Genomic DNA, 15945 nt, shown 5'->3' with positions numbered 1-15945 from the left:
TCCTGACCGGGAGAAGCAGTTGAGCGACCAGATTCATCCAATGGCACCCCATCATCTGCCGTTTTTCATCACGCCACCGAACGAGGTCGACGTGCTGATGGTTGTCATGGGCATCTTCCTGGTAGCCGTCGTGCTCTGGGTCGGCACGCTTTATTGGCGCCTGCACAGCCTGCCCGAGCGGATGGCGCACAAATCGCAAAAGCTGCAGTTCGAAATCGTCGCGGTCCTCGGCTTACTGGCGCTTTTCACGCACATCCACCTGTTCTGGGTCGCGGCGCTGTTGCTCGCCATGATCGATCTTCCCGACTTCAGCACGCCGCTGCGCAGCATTGCCGGCTCGGTGGAGAAGATAGCGAGTGCCGCAGCGGATGAAGGCGGCGCGGCAAAGCCTGAAACCAAACCGGATCCGGCAGTTCCGGCCGCCTCATCGGAGACCAAGGCAAGGGAGCCCAGCAATGCTTGAGCTCATGATCTGCTCCCTCGTGACCATCCTTCCAGACTATCTCTTCCGCCGCTATGTCCAGGGCAAGCGCTTCGGCAAGGAGATCACGTTCTTCTCGGTCTGGTTCGAGCTGAGGTGGGGTATCACCGGCTGCCTGATGCTCACGATAGCGCTGATCACCATGATCTTCTATTTCCACCCTGCCACTGACAGCGCCACGCTATTCTTCCGGACGATCCCTATCCTCCCGGAAACCTCCGGACGCGTCGCGGAAGTCAATTTCGGCTTCAGTGCCCCGGTGAAGAAAGGCGATGTGATCTTCAGGCTGGACAATTCGAAGCAGGAAGCGGCCGTTGAAACAGCCAAGCGCAAAGTCGCCGAGGTCGATGCTGCGCTGGTGGCGGCGGAGGCCGACGTCGTCAAGGCCGAGGCGCAGACACAGGAAGCCAGGAGCGCGCATCAGCAAGCGAAGGACGAATTGGATACCAAGAGCGACCTGCAGCGCCGCAATCCCGGCATCGTGCCGCAGCGCGATATTGAAAAACTTCAAGTCCTGGTCGATCAGCGGCAAGCCGGGATTGATGCCGCAGTGGCTACCAAGCAGTCTGCGACCCTTCGGCTCTCAACACTGCTGCCGGCGGAGAAGGCAAGCGCCGAAGCCAGCTTGGCGCAGGCCCAGGTGGATCTGGACAAGACTTTCGTTCGCGCCGGCGTCGATGGGCGGGTGGAGCAGTTCCTGCTTCGCGTCGGCGACGTCGTCAACCCGCTGATGCGGCCGGCCGGCATCCTTATCCCGGAGGGGGCGGGCCGGCGGGCTCTGCAGGCCGGGTTCGGTCAGATCGAGGCGCAGGTGATGAGGGAAGGCATGGTGGCGGAAGCGACCTGCATCTCAAGACCGTGGGTCATCGTTCCGATGGTGGTCACGACGGTCCAGGATTATATCGCCGCCGGCCAGTTCCGAGGTGGCGAGCAACTGCTCGAAGCGCAAAACATCCTCCGGCCGGGGACCGTCCTGGTGTTCCTGGAGCCGCTCTACAAGGGCGGTCTCGAAGGGGTCACGCCGGGCAGCAGTTGCATCGTCAACGCCTACACCAGCAATCATGAGGAAATTTCCAACAAGGAAACCAGCGCGGGCCGCCGCATCGCGCTGCATGTGGTCGACGGCGTGGGACTGGTGCACGCATTGCTGCTGCGCATCCAGGCGCTGCTGTTGCCGATCAAGACCCTGGTGTTCACCGGCCATTGATGCGTGGTGAGGACGGAAAGCGCTTGAGAGTTTCGGGGTAGGGGGCATGATATGAATGGACTTCGCAGGTCCCTGGTGCTTGCGGCAACATTGGCCGCTTCCGTCTTCGGACTATCAGAGAAGGCGACCGCGTTCGATCTCACAGGCGCATGGGTCACGAGCGCCGACCAATGCAACAAGGTATTTGCGCGCAAGGGAAGGGCAAGACAGGTCACCTTCACCAGATTTCCCGGCGTCTATGGCGGTGGCTTCATCGCCGAGCCTGATCGCCTGAGAGGCAAGTTCGAGAACTGTTCGATCAAGTCCAGGAAGGACGACGGCCAGAACATCAACATCGTCGTGAGCTGCGCCAATGGCATCATGCTCTCAAACGTGCAATTCTTCCTGAAAGTGGTCGATGACAACAGCGTCACGCGGCTGTTTCCCGGCGTCGAAGGCATGGAGGTCACGTACCATCGCTGCCAGCTATAGGCCGGACCGTTGAGACCGTAGGCTGCAGTGCAATTTTGGCGCTAGAGTTGGGATAGAGTGCAGCCGTCCAAACGGTGAAGTTGCCGGTGAGAAAGATGAGCAGACGCATCATCGTTGATGCGGTCAGCACGGGCCGGGCAGTTGTTGCCCTGTGCCTGTGCGTCTGTCTGCTGGCGTGGGTTGCCATCCTGCCCGGGCCGGCAAGCGCCGTCCCACGCGGCGAACCGAAACGCGTGCTGCTGCTCCATTCGTTCGGGCGAGACTTCCGACCATGGAGCGAATTTGCCCGGGCCATCCGGGCGGAGCTCGAGCGCCAATCGCCGTGGCCGCTGAACCTCCAGGAACAGACGCTACTGGCGGCGCGATTCAACAATTCGGGTTCGGAAGCGCCCTTCGTCGATTATCTGCGCGCGCTCTATCAGGGTGCGGCGCCCGACATTGTGATCAGCATCGGGGCACCTGCGGCCGGGTTCGTCCAGAAATACCGCGCGGAGCTCTTCCCAGGGACGCCCATGGTCCTGACGGCGGTCGAACAGCGATTGGTGAACCGCGCCGGACTCACGGACAACGACACCGTCGTCTCCGTCCACAATGATTCCGCAGCCTTTTTCGCCAGCATTCTTAAGGTCCTGCCGGACACGCAGACGATTGCCGTCGTGATCGGCGCCTCGCCCCTGGAGAAGTTCTGGCTCGAGGAAGCAAAGAGGGAAGCGAAGCCGTTCGAAAGCCGGGTCGCGTTCGTGTGGTACGCGGACTTGTCATTCCAGGAAATCCTGCAGCGGGCGGCGACACTTCCGCCACACACCGTCCTGTTCTGGGGCTTGATGTCGGTCGACGCGGCAGGTGTCGCCCATGAGGGCGATCTTGCACTGCGCAGTCTTCATGCAGTCGCGAATGCCCCTATCTTTTCATTCCAGGAAGCCTTTTTCGGCCAGGACACGGTCGGCGGCCCGATGCATTCCATCAGCGCATCGAGCGAGAAAACCGTCAATGCCGTGATCCGGATTCTCGGTGGCGAGAAGCCGGCCGACATCAAGATCGAGCCGATTGGATTTGCAGCTCCGAAATACGACTGGCGCGAGCTGCAACGCTGGGGCATCCGCGAGAGCAACCTGCCCGCGGGAAGCGAAATCCTGTTTCGCGAGCCGACATTCTGGGAAAGATATCGATGGCAGGTCGCGCTCATCGCGAGCGTGATTCTGGTGCAGGCTGGCCTGATCAGTGGATTGCTCCATGAACGTCGTCGCCGTCGCCTCGCTGAAGTCGAAGCACGGCAACGGCTGGCGGAGCTTGCGCGCGTCAACCGCTATTCGGCTGCCGGAGAGATGGCGACCTCGCTCGCACATGAGCTGAACCAGCCGCTCGGCTCCATTCTCACCAATACCGAAACGGCGGAGCTGATGCTGAAATCGATCTCGCCAGATCTCGACGAAATACGAGAAATCCTCGCCGACATCAGGCGTGATGATCAGCGAGCGAGCGAAGTGATCCGCCGTCTTCGCAACATGCTGAAAAGGGCGCCAATTGAAGTTAGCGAGATTGATCTCAACGAGACCGTGAGGGAAGCCGTCGGCGTCATTTCGGCTTCGGCCGAAGGCCGCGATGTGATGCTGAAATATGTTCCGGCGCCAATGACGCTGCGCGTCAAGGGAGATTCCATCCAACTTCAGCAGGTTGTCCTCAATCTCATCATGAACGCGATCGACGTTATATCGGAATCGCAAAGCGAGAAGCGGGAGGTGATCGTCGCGATGGGCATCTCGAATGAACAGGCCGAGATCCTGGTCGGTGATACCGGCCCGGGCGTCGCCGACGATCATCTGAAGGATGTCTTTGAGCCGTTCTTCACCACCAAGACGCACGGCATGGGAATGGGACTCGCGATCGCCCGCACGATCGTGGAAGCGCACCACGGCCGGATCACCGTGGAAAACCGGAGCGGCAGCGGGGCGCTGTTCCGCATCAAACTACCACTTGCTCGCTGACCTTCGGCGCGACCGGTCTGCCCCGGGAGTTGGTCCCGATCCTGGTGTCCGCGCGAACATGTCGCGTCGCAGCAATCTCGCTATCCAGATGAACGGCGCTTGGTTTCTTTGATCTCGATCAAGAGACGCGCATGCCCTGGACTGATGCTTGCAGCATGTGAGGCTCATGGAGGTTGTGATGTCTCGTTGCGGCAGGATCTTGCTCGCGCTCGCACTGTTTATGTTGGCTCCCGTCGCGGCCTGTGCGCAGGCGACCAGTTCTCCGCCTGATCAGGGCGGTCAGCCGCAGGGGGCGTCACAGGCTGCGCCGAGCGAACAATTGTTGAAGCCTGAACAGCTCGAGGCGCTGGTCGCGCCGATTGCACTCTATCCCGACGACCTCCTGGCGAACGTGCTCGCGGCGTCGACCTATCCGCTGGAGATCGTGCAGGCCGACCGTTGGGTGACCTCGCACAAGAACCTGAAGGGCGATGCTCTGAAGAACGAGGTCGACAAGCAGCCTTGGGACGACAGCGTGAAAGCCCTGGTCAGCACCGCAGCGGTTCTTTCGATGATGAGCGACAAGATCGACTGGACCAAGAATCTCGGCGATGCCGTGCTCGCGCAGCAGCCTGATGTGATGGACGCGGTCCAGCGCCTGCGCGCCAAAGCCCAGGCCAACAACAAGCTGGTGACGACCAAGCAGCAGAAGGTCAGCGTGCAGACCCAGGACAACAAGCAGGTGATCGTCATCGAGTCGGCTGATCCCAATACGATGTACGTTCCCTATTATGATCCGGCCACCGTCTACGGAACCTGGCCGTATGCGGCCTATCCGCCCTATTACTTCGGCTACCCATCCTATATCGGCGCGGGCGTGATCGCAGCGGGCCTTGCCTTCAGTACCGCCTGGGCCATCGGCCGCTGGGGCAATTATTGGGGTGGCGGATTCAATTGGGGCAACCGCAACCTCTACGTCAACCACTACAACAGGGTCACCAACGTCGGAAACAATTGGCAGCACAACCCGGCGCATCGGCAAGGCGTACGGTACAACAACGCCAATGTGCAGCAGCGTTTCGGCAACAACAACCTGAAGGCGGGAAGCGCCAACCGGATGGATTTCCGTGGCCGCGGCGGCGAGCAGGTGCTGCGTCCGGGACAGGATCGGCCGGGCGGTGGCGATCGGGTCGGAGATCGCGCTGGTGATCGCGGCCGCGAGGGCGGCGCCTCTCGTGATCGTCCCGGCGGAGATCGCGCCAATCGCCCAGCCGCGGCCGATCGCGCCAAAGCAGGTGGTGCTCGTGCGGGGGCTGCTGACCGCGGTCGCAATGCGGCGCGTGGCGGCGGCGGCCGCGACACCGCCTTCAAAAATGTGTCATCCGGCAGGGCTGCCAATCTGCAGGCCGCCCGAGGCCAGGCAAGCTTTGCCGGACGGGCGGGAGGCGCTGTTGCCTTAGCCGGCCGCGGGGGCGGTGGTTTCCAGGGCGCCGCGATTCGCGGTGGCGGTGGAGGCTTCCGTGGCGGAGGCGGCGGGGGCTTCCGTGGTGGCGGCGGACGGCGCTCCGATATCGCGCTAAAGCATGACGTCGTGCTGCTCGGCCACCTCGCCAACGGTCTTGGCTACTACCGCTTCAGCTATCTCGGCAGCAACAAGTCCTATGTCGGTGTGATGGCGCAGGAAGTGCAGGGCATCATGCCGGAAGCTGTCACGCGCGGTAGCGACGGCTATCTCAGGGTCTACTACGACAAGCTCGGATTGAAATTCCGGACCTACGGCGACTGGCTTGCCGCCGGCGCGCGGATTCCCACAGCATCGGAGCCAACACCATGACGATCGTTCAGTCGCTCCGGTTGGCCCGCCCCGCGGCCGCTGTCGCCACCGTTATCATGCTGGCATTCCCGATCACATCGGCTCACGCGCAACAGGCCTATCCTTCGCCGGAGGACGCCGCGGCCGCGCTGGCTGCCGCCGTCAAGACCGGCGAGAAGAGAGCCGTGCTGAAGGTTCTCGGCAAGGACGCCAAGGACATCATCGCATCAGGCGATGATGTCGCCGACGCCGAGACGCGTGAACGCTTCCTGTCCGCGTATGAAGCCAAGCATTCGATCAAGGCGGAAGGAAACAAGAAGGCAACGCTCATCCTGGGCGCGGATGACTTCCCGTTCCCGATCCCCCTGGTCAACAACAGGGATGGCTGGGAGTTTGATTCCGCCGCGGGTCGCCTCGAGATCCTGTATCGCCGCATCGGACGCAACGAGATCGATGTCATTCAAACCGCGCTCGCCTTTGTCGATGCCGAGAACGAGTATGCGGACAAGGATCGCACCGGCGACGGCGCCGGGCTCTATGCGCAACGGATTGTCAGCACTCCCGGCAAGAAGGATGGCCTGTTCTGGCGCGACGATCGCGACCAAAGTCCCCTCGGTGAGCTCGCGGCGCAGGCGGCAACGGAAGGCTATAAGGCTGGCGCGGAGGGCAGCGCGCCCTACCACGGCTACTACTTCCGAATCCTGAAAGGACAGGGGCCCAATGCGCCCGGTGGAGCCGTGAATTATGTCGTCAAGGGCAAGATGATCGGCGGCTTCGGACTGATCGCCTATCCCGCAGAGTATGGCAATTCAGGTGTCATGACCTTCATGGTCAACCACGCGGGCACCGTTTATCAGAAGGATCTCGGCGAACGCACGGCGGTCATCGCCAAGCGCACCTATCTGTTCGATCCGGACCAGACGTGGAAGAAGGTGGACGCGACGAATCCCTGAAAACGCGGAAACATTGCAATGGAGCCATCTGCAATTCGTCTTGCGGTGATCGCGCTGCTCGCCTTCGTATTTCCGGTAACGTCATCGCAAGCGCAAGCGCCGGGCTACGTGCGGGTCCATTTCGCGAAAGCGGGCCTGCTGGTCGGCGCCGGCGGCGGCACCGGCGTCCTGACATATCGCGGCCGCAACTATCCGTTCCGGGTCTCCGGCCTCAGCCTCGGCGTTACCGCCGGCGCATCCGTCAGCCGGCTGGAAGGTTGGGCATCCGGCATAGCTGACGTGAGCGACTTCGCCGGCACCTATAGCGCGGTCGGCGCCGGTGGTGCTCTGGTTGGCGGCGCCGGCGGCGTCAACTTGAGAAACGAGAACGGCGTCGTGCTCGTCTTGAAGGGACCGAAAGCGGGGATGGAGTTCGCCGCCAACCTCAGCGGGATCAGGATTTCGCTGAAGTGAGCTATGAGTATCGGGGAAGCGCGACAGTTATCCGCTCAAGCTAAGCTTCTTTGCCTATGACAATGAGCGGACATTCGTGCGGGAATGGCGCGCGAAGCGACTCACGCGCTTAGGAACGTCGGCTAGCGTTCGGAGCCTACGCCGGATAACACTCAGGACCAGATCACCCGAAGGCGGCATCGGATCAACCGCGGTATCAGAGTCGCATATGGCGGTTAGTTTAGATTTAGTCTTATTCAGGCCGCGACATGTACCGACGTGCTGGTGTCATACGGCATTTTCAGGGGCCCCTCTTTCATCTTGCGGAGAACAAGATACAACGAGATGTTGTCCGGCCTGACCTCTGGTAACTTGCGCTTGAGCTTGCGATTCAGCCGCGACCAAAAATCCGTCCTGTATTCGGGCAGCTTGTTGGCCAGCGCTGGAAAGTAGGCTGTATAGTCGCGAACGATGCCATAAATGTCGTTGCCTGCGACGGGACCCTGGTAGGCGAAATCGATCATCTCATATTCGTTATGGCCCGAAAGATCGAACAGGAAGCGCGGCGTGTAGCAGAAATAGCCGTGATCGACATAGCCGGACATCGGCAAATCGTGAACGATATAGCCGCCGACTTTGGTAGCGTCGTGGATCACTCGAAAGGCGTTGAGCTGGTCGAAGACATGTTCTGTAGTGCCGAAATTAAGCACCGTGTCGAACGAACTCATCAGATCGTCGGGAATTCTTTCCGTGTTTAGATCGAAGATCCTAGTGCGGTACCCGTTCGCAATGTCGAAAGAGAGATAGGTCAGGCCTGCCTTCTCAAGGACTTCGCCGATAAAGCTTTGGTTTGCTCCTCCGGCCGATCCATAGCCCGAGCCGTTCGATATCTGGTTGATGGACGCGTCGTCGGGGCTCACCCCGTAGCAGGCGAGGAAGGATCGCAATCCATCCCGGTCTGCTGAATACAGATTGGATGATCCGATATCGAGAACGCGACAGCCAGCCGCAAACAAGCCCCGCCCACGCAGTTCCTCTAGCTTCTGTAGCGTGATCCCCAACGGCGCCTCCCGACGGTCTAGCGTATACAACCAAACCGAGCAATTCTGTGGCGGCTCGGCAATATGACCCGCCTCCCCAGCGCAATGCGGATAACTTCAGCACCAGCCCGGCGAGGACGACGCGGCCGCTCTATCTTTCTTGTCGGGGCCGCGCAGCGCGATCTTCAGAAGCATCATCCGGCAGCGGCCGTTGCAACGCCTTCGCCTCCTCCCACGGTGGGCGCAGCCACACGTTGCGCCCACCGTCCGTCGTCAAGATCACCGGCGTCGCCTTGGAGTGGATCGGCGCGACAATCGCGTTCGGCTCGGTGGTGGTGAGGAAGCCGTAGACGAGGTGCGGACCCGTGATCGGCTTTGACTTTGTGCCGCGGCCACCTCTGAACTCGGTCCAGATCCCCGCGAAGACCGTCAGCGGTCAATAGCGCTATCTTGAGATTCGTATAAGATCAGAGCTGTTTAACTGCGTGAGAACTTTCGATGCGATCTCTTTGGTCGCGACTGCTTGCACTCTGGATAATGCTGGTCTTGTCGGGAGTGGCGACTGGCTATCTTCTGTTCGAGTCCTTTCAGCAGACAGCCAACGCGCGTGTTGCGCGCTCTGAGGAACTGGCCGCGCGGGCCTGTCGAGAAATCGCCGACCGCTACCAATTCTTCGTCTCCGGTTGGACTGGAGGGCGGATCGACGATAGGCTAAAGCAAGACCTCACGACGCTGGTTCAGGTCGCTCTCTCCAGCGCTATCGGTGTCGAAGGCGGCATCTGGCAAGCTGATGCAGGCTCGCTCGCTTACGCCTTCCCTTCCTATGAGGGTACCGGTCCGAAGACTGATCTTCCCGCCGCTGAACTGAACACAATCCGTGAAGTCAACGCCGAAGCCGTGCGTTCCGGCCGGCCGGCCGGCCGGCGGCAGCCGGCGCGTTCGCAGGTACTTCTGGTGCACGCTTGCCCGCTGCGCGGACCACTGCAAGGCACCACAGCCTGGACCATGACGCGCGCCTTCACCGCCGAGGGCCCGGCTTACACGCAGTTGCTGGCAGGGCTGCTTGTGCTCGCACTGACCATTTTCGGTTCGGCCATCTGGCTCGCGCGCGTGCTGTTCTCATGGTCGCGGAAGATCGGGGCGCTGGAGAAAGCGCTGGGCAAGAGCGACAGCCGGTCTGTCGACCTTCCAAAGCTTCCGCGCACTGGCGAGCAGGAGCTCGACCGGCTGGTCGATGCGCTGAACCAGACCGGCGAACGGCTCGCGCTGGAGCGGCGCCGCGCAAGTACGGCCGAGCGCCTTGCGGCCGTCGGGCGGTTATCGGCAGGACTTGCGCACGAGATACGCAATCCCATCGCGGCTATGCGACTTAAGGCGGAAAACGCGCTGGCTGCGAGCGATGACGCTCGCAAGAAGATCGCACTGGAAGCGATCCTCACGCAGGTCGCACGGTTGGATGCGCTGCTCCGCAATCTGCTGCAAATGACTCAGGCCGGCGAGCCCAAGCCGATAGATGTCGAACTTGTGTCTTTTCTAGAAAGTACGATCGAGCCCCACCAGGAATTGGCGGCTGCCAACGGCTTGTCCTTGGAGATGGGAACGCCCGAGCCGACCAGCCCGTTGCCTCGCTTTGACCCCTCCCAGATGCAGCGGGCTCTTGACAATCTGATTCTCAACGCCATCCAGAACACGCTCGCTGGCGGACGCATCGTCGTCGACGCTCTCAGGCAACAGGATAAGTTGTTGCTGTCCGTGACCGATAGTGGTGCAGGGGTGAGCGAAGAGATGCGCGAGCGTCTGTTCGAGCCGTTCGCAACTGCGCGCTCCGAGGGAACCGGGCTTGGGCTTGCTATAGTACGGGAAATCGCGCGTGCTCATCATGGGGAAGCGCGGCTTGCGCGCACCGAGCGCGGCGCGAGGTTTGAGATCGAGGTGCCATGGCAAACGTCCTGATTGTCGATGACGACGCGGCCCTGCGCGAGGGTCTCGCGGAGGCATTGAGCGATCTCGGCCACACGCCGCAAACGGCCTCATCGGGGCGCGAAGGTCTCGCCGCGCTGTCCGAGACGGTGGACGCAGTGCTGCTCGATCTCAAGATGCCTGGCATGGATGGCATCGAGGTACTGCGCCGCATCCGCTCGCACGAGAGCCCACCAGCCGTGGTGGTGCTGACCGCCTTTGCGAGCGCCGAAAATACCATCGAAGCCATGCGGCTCGGTGCCTTCGACCATCTCACGAAGCCGATCGGACGCGATGAGCTGAAAGCTCTCTTGGAGCGCCTGCCGTCGCGGCGGCGGCCGGTCGCCACTGCAAGCAAAGGCAGCCTCGATACCTTGATCGGATCGAGCGAGGGAATGCGGCGTGTGCAGAAGGCCATCGGGCTCGCTGCCGACAGCCAGTCGACGGTTCTCATCCTCGGCGAAACCGGAACCGGCAAAGAGCTGGTGGCGCGCGCATTGCATCTGCACAGCCAGCGCAAGGACAGCCCTTTCATAGCCGTCAACTGCGCCGCAATCCCGCCAGACCTGCTCGAAAGCGAATTGTTCGGGCATGTGAAGGGCTCGTTCACGGGCGCGACCAGCGACCGCACCGGCGCCTTCCGCGAGGCCAACAACGGCACGCTGTTTCTCGACGAGATCGGCGACATGCCGCCTGGGCTGCAAGCAAAGATCCTGCGAGTGCTGCAGGAGCGGATGATCACGCCGGTCGGCGGCAAGCCGATCCGGACCACGGCACGGGTCGTGACCGCAACCCACCGCGACTTGCCAACGCTGGTGGCGGCCGGCGAGTTTCGCGAAGACCTCTACTACCGCCTCAATGTCGTTCCCATCGCGATCCCGCCGCTACGCGACCGGCCATCCGATATCGTTCCGCTCGCCCAGCACTTCCTTTCATTGTCGGTCTCTTCGGGACAACCGATGAAGCAGCTCAGTAGTGGCGCAATCGACAAGCTGACGCGCTACAACTGGCCCGGCAATGTCAGGCAACTGCGAAACGTCATCGAACGGGCTTGTGTGCTGACCAGAAGCCACACCATCGGCGCCGACGATATCGACACCGGCGCAGCGCAGGATCACCCAATTCCGACAGCGCTTCCGGAGAGTGATTTGCCGGCGGCGGTGGCGCAGCTTGAAGAAGCGATGATCCGCAAGGCGCTGGACGCCTGCGGCGGCAACCGCGCCGAAGCGGCGCGGCGCCTCAACATTAACCGCCAGCTTCTCTACACGAAGATGCAGCGTTACGGCCTCACAGGCAGCGATGCGTCAGAAAATCCGACGCGCGCCGTCAGAAAAGACGACAACTGAACAACTTCACTTCCCGCTAACACCTTCACAAACAAGCACTTCGGCTTTGGCATGCCCATTGCTGAACCTTTCGCACTGGCGATTCGCTCGTCATTCGGAAGGAGCTCGATCATGAAGATGACAATGACACGAAGACGCGCACTTGCGTGCGCGGTCCTCGCCGCGACGTCCATCGGCGCCGGTACTGATGCCTATTCGCAAGCCCCCGGCTCAGTTTGGGATTCGTCTCAACTGCCGGAATCGCTGGGCCGAGTGAAGCAATACACGTTGACGCCGCGGGGTGACGTTGACGGGCTCATCCTTGCGGACGGCACGGAAGTGAAGTTGCCGCCACATCTCTCCACCCAGGTCGTCCATACGATCCGGCCAGGCGATGAGGTTTCGATTCGCGGCATTTGCGCCCGGGCGATTCCGCTCGTTGATGCGGCTTCCGTCACCAATGTCGCAACGGGCAGGAGCGTGGCCGACAATGGACTACCGCGCGGCCCCGATCGCGGCGGCATGCAGCAGGCCATCAGCGGCCGGATCGTCGCGGCGCTGCACGGCAAGCGCGGCGAGGTGAATGGCGCGCTGCTCGACGACGGCACCCAGCTTCGACTGCCCCCGCCAGAGGCCGAGCGATTTGCGGACTGGCTGCTGCCCGGGCAGATGGTTTCCGTGCGCGGGGAGATGCTCGACATCGCACTCGGTAGGGTGGTCGATGTGCAGGCGATCGGCGCTTCACCTGGCCAGATGACCGAATTTGACGGACCGCGTCCGCCGCGCGGCCCCAAGGGTGGATCCGATCGTTTCGGTCCGCCTCTGCCGCCACCGCCGCGCGGTTGACCCCAATAACGAATTTCTGAAGCAACAGACTACAGAGGAGAACAACATGCACTGGATCGATCCCGATTGCCTGCCGGAAGTCAAAGGAACCGTCGAACGCTTCCTGCTCACCCCCCACGGCGCGATCGACGGCTTCGTCATGAATGGCGAGACGCAGGCGCCTGTCCTGGTTCATACGCCGCCGCACATGGAGGCCGAACTCACTCGCCAAGTGAAAGCCGGCGACATGGTCGGCGTTCGCGGCGTCCGGCCGCGCAAGGGCGATCTCATCGCGGCGATCGCGGTTACCCTCACGAGCGGGGCAAGTATCGTGGACCAAGGACCGGACCACGATCACAAACATCCGAAGCTCGAGAAAAGGAAGATGTTGGCCGAAGGAACGGTGCGGCTGCCGTTGTTCGGCCCGAAGGGCGAACTCCGCGGCGCGCTGCTCGCCGACGGCACCACCATCCGTGTCGGACCGAAGGAGGCTGAACAGGTTGCCGAGCTTCTTGCGCCCGCCGCAAAGATCGCTGTTAGAGGCGAGGGCGTCGAAACCAAACACGGCCGCGTCGTGGATGCGAAGGAGATCGGCACCAACAGCCATGATCTTCGTCCGATCAAGGAGGCCAAGCCGAGGCCCAAGCACGAGGCAAAGCCCAAGCACGATCGCGCCACACACGCCTGAAGCGGATCGTGTTGAAAGGAATTGGCGGAATCACGTCAAGGGTCGAGGCCGAACATGTCTAGCGATTCAAAATCAGGACAACGTGCCAACCGCGCCCTTGATGCCGCCAATTTCTTCCTGGCCGATGTGCGCGACGGGCTCGGTCCCTATCTCGCCGTCTATCTCCTAACCGAGCAAAAATGGGACGAAGCTAGCATCGGCGTGGTGATGTCGATCGCTGGTTTTGCCGGCCTCGTTGCGCAGACCCCGGTCGGCGCGCTGGTCGATGCGACAAGAGCAAAGCGCTTAATGATGGTGTGTGCAGCGCTGATTGTCACCTGCGCCTCGCTGATTCTGCCTCTCTGCGCAGGCTTCTGGCCGGTTGTTCTGTCGCAGAGCGTCGCGCACGCGGCAGGCGTGATCTTTCCGCCGACGATAGCAGCCGTTTCCCTTGGCGTCGCGGGCCATCGCGCCTTCACGGCCCGCGTCGGCCGCAATGAAAGTTTCAATCACGCCGGTAACGCAGCGGCCGCGACTGTTGCGGGCGGCGCGGCCTACTTTTTCGGGCCTCAGGTCGTATTCTATGTGCTTGGCGTGATGACGATCGCAAGCCTAATTAGTGTGCTGGCGCTCCCAGAAGATGCGATCGACCATGACCTCGCGCGTGGGCTGCAGAAACATGGGAGAAATCCAGACAGCGTCCGCGAGCAGCCGGCAGGCCTTAGCATTCTCCTGACGTGCCGCCCGCTTCTGGTCTTTGCGGTTTGCGTAACGCTCTTTCATCTCTCGAATGCAGCGATGCTGCCGCTCGTCGGGCAGAAGCTCGCGCTTCAGGACAAGAATCTCGGCACCAGCATGATGTCGGCGTGCATCGTCGCGGCCCAAATAATGATGGTGCCAATGGCGATGCTTGTTGCAGCGCGGGCCGACCGATGGGGCCACAAAAGCTTCTTCCTCGCTGCGCTCTTAATACTGCCCCTTCGCGGAGCGCTTTATACGCTATCCGACAACAGGAACTGGCTCCTTGCCGTACAGCTGCTGGATGGGATTGGGGCAGGTATTCTCGGCGCGATCTTTCCCGTGATCGTCGCCGACCTCATGCGAAACACTGGACGTTTCAACGTCGCGCAAGGCGCGATGATCACCGCGCAAAGCGTCGGAGCGGCAATCTCTACCACACTCGCAGGCTTTGTCGTTGTGAAGGTAGGCTACAGCGCGGCCTTCCTCACGCTCGGCGCGGTTGCGGGCGTTGGTTTTGCGGTTTGCTGGTTTGCGCTCCCGGAGACGCGCGTGCATTCGGGTTCGGATTTGGGACAAACGGCGAAGACGATCCCGCCGACCTCCAGTATCGCGGCGGGATGATTTTCGGCCTTCTTTTGGAGACGAGGGCGATGTCGCCGCACGAATCGCTTCTGACTTGGAGCATCATTATCCCGGCAACCGCCGGCGTTATCATCAGGCCCTTTCGCCTGCCCGAGGCGGTCTGGGCGGTGGCGGGCGCGGTCGCGCTGGTGCTTTGCAACCTCCTGACCGCAAGCGAAGCGCTGCGCGGTATCGCCAAGGGCCTCGATGTATATTTCTTCCTGACCGGCATGATGCTCACCGCGGAGCTCGCTCGTTGTGAAGGCCTGTTCGACTACCTTGCCGCTTTTGCGGTCGAACATGCGCGCGGCTCGCCGCAGCTGCTGTTTCTTCTGGTTTATGCCGTCGGCATTCTCGTCACCAGCTTCCTCTCCAATGACGCCACGGCCATCGTATTGACGCCAGCTGTCTACGCCGCGACCCGCGCCGCCGGCGCAAATCCGCTGCCCTATCTGTTCGCATGCGCCTTCACTGCCAACGCCGCGAGCTTCGTGCTGCCGATCTCCAATCCCGCCAATCTTGTTGTGTTCGGCGAACGCATGCCGCATCTATTTGAATGGCTGCGCCAGTTCGCGCTGCCTTCGGTTGCCGCAATTGTCGTGACCTATGTCGTGCTGTGCCTCAGCCAGCGCCACGCGCTCGCTGAAGGGACCATCGCGAGCCGCGTGCCACATCCCAGGCTCGGCCGCGGCGGCAGGCTCACCGCAATCGGCATCGCCGCGATCGGCGTCGTACTCCTGACGGCTTCGGCACTCGACGTGCAATTGGGATTGCCGACCTTCATTTGCGGTCTCGTCACGGCTACGGCAGTGCTCGCGCTCAGCCGCCAGTCGCCCCGGCGGGTGATGAAAGGCATTTCCTGGAGCGTGCTGCCATTGGTCGCGGGACTGTTCGTGATGGTGGAAGCGCTGCTGAAGAGCGGCGCGATTGACCATCTCAATGCGCTTCTGCAGGCCGGAATCGAGAGATCGCCGACTGAGGCCGCCTGGAGCGCCGGAATCGTCGCCTCGATCGCCGACAACATCGCCAATAACCTTCCCGTAGGCCTCGTTGCGGGCTCGGTCGACCACCTCCCGGCGCAGGTTTTGAGCGCCATGCTGATCGGCGTCGATCTCGGGCCCAATCTCTCGGTGACTGGATCGCTCGCAACGATCCTGTGGCTGGTGGCGTTGCGGCGGGAAAAGGTCGACGTCAGTGCCTGGCGCTTCCTGAAAATTGGTGTGCTGGTGACGCCGCCCGCATTGCTCGCGGCGCTCGCGGCCGCGATCTGGTGAGGATCTCATCCAGATCGCTTACTCGCTCGAACGAGACAAATCTGGATCGTTCGGTTCTGGCGCGCTATCGCGCTGTAAAATGGGGATAAATGGCGCACCCGACACGATTCGAACGTGTGACCTTTGCCTTCGGAGGGCAACGCTCTATCCAGCTGAGCTACGGGTGCCTGAC

At 61.8% G+C, this 15945-nt stretch carries 14 protein-coding genes, 1 tRNA gene and 1 pseudogene; 13 read left to right on the top strand and 3 right to left on the bottom strand.

Annotation, left to right across the window (positions count from 1 at the left end; genetic code table 11):
* Positions 1 to 40 precede the first annotated feature (40 nt).
* The 7 genes from YY7_RS0106200 (at position 41) to YY7_RS0106170 (ending at position 7342) form a co-directional block, all read left to right on the top strand.
* Entirely contained in the window at positions 41 to 463 is a 423-nt protein-coding gene (locus YY7_RS0106200; protein ID WP_051396560.1) for a hypothetical protein, read from the top strand.
* Complete coding sequence (locus YY7_RS0106195) at positions 456 to 1688, top strand: HlyD family secretion protein (RefSeq protein ID WP_028162468.1); 1233 nt, start codon at positions 456 to 458, stop codon at positions 1686 to 1688. The genes YY7_RS0106200 and YY7_RS0106195 overlap by 8 nt, the downstream gene beginning before the upstream one ends.
* A 51-nt stretch (positions 1689 to 1739) precedes the next feature.
* A complete protein-coding gene (locus tag YY7_RS0106190) occupies positions 1740 to 2159 on the top strand; it encodes a hypothetical protein (protein ID WP_028162467.1) in 420 nt (139 codons plus the stop codon).
* A gap of 95 nt (positions 2160 to 2254) precedes the next feature.
* Positions 2255 to 4144 (top strand): sensor histidine kinase, encoded by a 1890-nt coding sequence (locus YY7_RS0106185; RefSeq protein WP_028162466.1) that lies wholly within the window; start codon positions 2255 to 2257, stop codon positions 4142 to 4144.
* A gap of 178 nt (positions 4145 to 4322) precedes the next feature.
* Positions 4323 to 5957 carry a DUF3300 domain-containing protein gene (locus tag YY7_RS0106180; protein ID WP_028162465.1) on the top strand — a complete coding sequence of 545 codons (1635 nt, stop codon included), beginning with the start codon at positions 4323 to 4325 and terminating at the stop codon, positions 5955 to 5957.
* A gap of 56 nt (positions 5958 to 6013) precedes the next feature.
* Positions 6014 to 6889: a DUF2950 domain-containing protein gene (locus YY7_RS0106175; RefSeq protein ID WP_433994491.1), complete on the top strand. Its 876-nt coding sequence runs from the start codon at positions 6014 to 6016 to the stop codon at positions 6887 to 6889.
* 18 nt (positions 6890 to 6907) lie between these two features.
* Positions 6908 to 7342 carry a hypothetical protein gene (locus YY7_RS0106170; protein ID WP_028162463.1) on the top strand — a complete coding sequence of 145 codons (435 nt, stop codon included), beginning with the start codon at positions 6908 to 6910 and terminating at the stop codon, positions 7340 to 7342.
* A gap of 236 nt (positions 7343 to 7578) precedes the next feature.
* Here YY7_RS0106170 and YY7_RS0106165 read toward each other — a convergent pair whose 3' ends face one another.
* Positions 7579 to 8382, bottom strand: a complete 804-nt coding sequence (locus YY7_RS0106165) for a hypothetical protein (protein ID WP_155255058.1) — start codon at positions 8380 to 8382, stop codon at positions 7579 to 7581.
* 96 nt (positions 8383 to 8478) lie between these two features.
* Positions 8479 to 8797, bottom strand: a pseudogene (locus YY7_RS62975) (SOS response-associated peptidase); the annotation flags it as partial.
* Positions 8798 to 8859: 62 nt separating this feature from the next.
* Between YY7_RS62975 and YY7_RS0106155 the strand changes: the two are divergent.
* The 6 genes from YY7_RS0106155 to YY7_RS0106130 all read left to right on the top strand — a co-directional run bounded on the left by YY7_RS0106155 (position 8860) and on the right by YY7_RS0106130 (position 15773).
* Complete coding sequence (locus YY7_RS0106155) at positions 8860 to 10314, top strand: sensor histidine kinase (RefSeq protein WP_028162461.1); 1455 nt, start codon at positions 8860 to 8862, stop codon at positions 10312 to 10314.
* Complete coding sequence (locus YY7_RS0106150; protein ID WP_028162460.1) at positions 10299 to 11666, top strand: sigma-54-dependent transcriptional regulator; 1368 nt, start codon at positions 10299 to 10301, stop codon at positions 11664 to 11666. Before YY7_RS0106155 ends, YY7_RS0106150 begins: the two co-directional genes overlap by 16 nt.
* Positions 11667 to 11783: 117 nt before the next feature.
* Positions 11784 to 12491 carry a hypothetical protein gene (locus YY7_RS0106145; RefSeq protein WP_433994490.1) on the top strand — a complete coding sequence of 236 codons (708 nt, stop codon included), beginning with the start codon at positions 11784 to 11786 and terminating at the stop codon, positions 12489 to 12491.
* Between the two features lie 46 nt (positions 12492 to 12537).
* Positions 12538 to 13158, top strand: a complete 621-nt coding sequence (locus tag YY7_RS0106140) for a hypothetical protein (RefSeq protein WP_028162458.1) — start codon at positions 12538 to 12540, stop codon at positions 13156 to 13158.
* A 54-nt stretch (positions 13159 to 13212) separates the two neighbouring features.
* A complete protein-coding gene (locus YY7_RS0106135) occupies positions 13213 to 14499 on the top strand; it encodes an MFS transporter (protein ID WP_028162457.1) in 1287 nt (428 codons plus the stop codon).
* Positions 14500 to 14528: 29 nt separating this feature from the next.
* Positions 14529 to 15773 (top strand): arsenic transporter, encoded by a 1245-nt coding sequence (locus YY7_RS0106130; RefSeq protein WP_028162456.1) that lies wholly within the window; start codon positions 14529 to 14531, stop codon positions 15771 to 15773.
* 90 nt (positions 15774 to 15863) lie between these two features.
* Here the strand turns inward: YY7_RS0106130 and YY7_RS0106125 are convergent.
* Positions 15864 to 15940 (bottom strand) — tRNA-Arg (locus tag YY7_RS0106125).
* Between the last annotated feature and the right edge of the window lie 5 nt (positions 15941 to 15945).

The organism is Bradyrhizobium elkanii WSM2783, assembly GCF_000472865.1.
Classification (GTDB): Bacteria; Pseudomonadota; Alphaproteobacteria; order Rhizobiales; family Xanthobacteraceae; genus Bradyrhizobium; species Bradyrhizobium elkanii_A.
The sequence above is the reverse complement of the archived record's forward strand: the minus strand, read 5'-3'. Positions and strand labels throughout refer to the sequence as shown.

Bases quoted from the DNA above. Each gene is read 5' to 3' on its own strand.
- YY7_RS0106200 (WP_051396560.1), top strand. From the start codon at position 41: ATGGCACCCCATCATCTGCCGTTTTTCATCACGCCACCGAACGAGGTC.
- YY7_RS0106195 (WP_028162468.1), top strand. From the start codon at position 456: ATGCTTGAGCTCATGATCTGCTCCCTCGTGACCATCCTTCCAGACTAT.
- YY7_RS0106190 (WP_028162467.1), top strand. From the start codon at position 1,740: ATGAATGGACTTCGCAGGTCCCTGGTGCTTGCGGCAACATTGGCCGCT.
- YY7_RS0106185 (WP_028162466.1), top strand. From the start codon at position 2,255: ATGAGCAGACGCATCATCGTTGATGCGGTCAGCACGGGCCGGGCAGTT.
- YY7_RS0106180 (WP_028162465.1), top strand. From the start codon at position 4,323: ATGTCTCGTTGCGGCAGGATCTTGCTCGCGCTCGCACTGTTTATGTTG.
- YY7_RS0106175 (WP_433994491.1), top strand. From the start codon at position 6,014: ATGCTGGCATTCCCGATCACATCGGCTCACGCGCAACAGGCCTATCCT.
- YY7_RS0106170 (WP_028162463.1), top strand. From the start codon at position 6,908: ATGGAGCCATCTGCAATTCGTCTTGCGGTGATCGCGCTGCTCGCCTTC.
- YY7_RS0106155 (WP_028162461.1), top strand. From the start codon at position 8,860: ATGCGATCTCTTTGGTCGCGACTGCTTGCACTCTGGATAATGCTGGTC.
- YY7_RS0106150 (WP_028162460.1), top strand. From the start codon at position 10,299: ATGGCAAACGTCCTGATTGTCGATGACGACGCGGCCCTGCGCGAGGGT.
- YY7_RS0106145 (WP_433994490.1), top strand. From the start codon at position 11,784: ATGACAATGACACGAAGACGCGCACTTGCGTGCGCGGTCCTCGCCGCG.
- YY7_RS0106140 (WP_028162458.1), top strand. From the start codon at position 12,538: ATGCACTGGATCGATCCCGATTGCCTGCCGGAAGTCAAAGGAACCGTC.
- YY7_RS0106135 (WP_028162457.1), top strand. From the start codon at position 13,213: ATGTCTAGCGATTCAAAATCAGGACAACGTGCCAACCGCGCCCTTGAT.
- YY7_RS0106130 (WP_028162456.1), top strand. From the start codon at position 14,529: ATGTCGCCGCACGAATCGCTTCTGACTTGGAGCATCATTATCCCGGCA.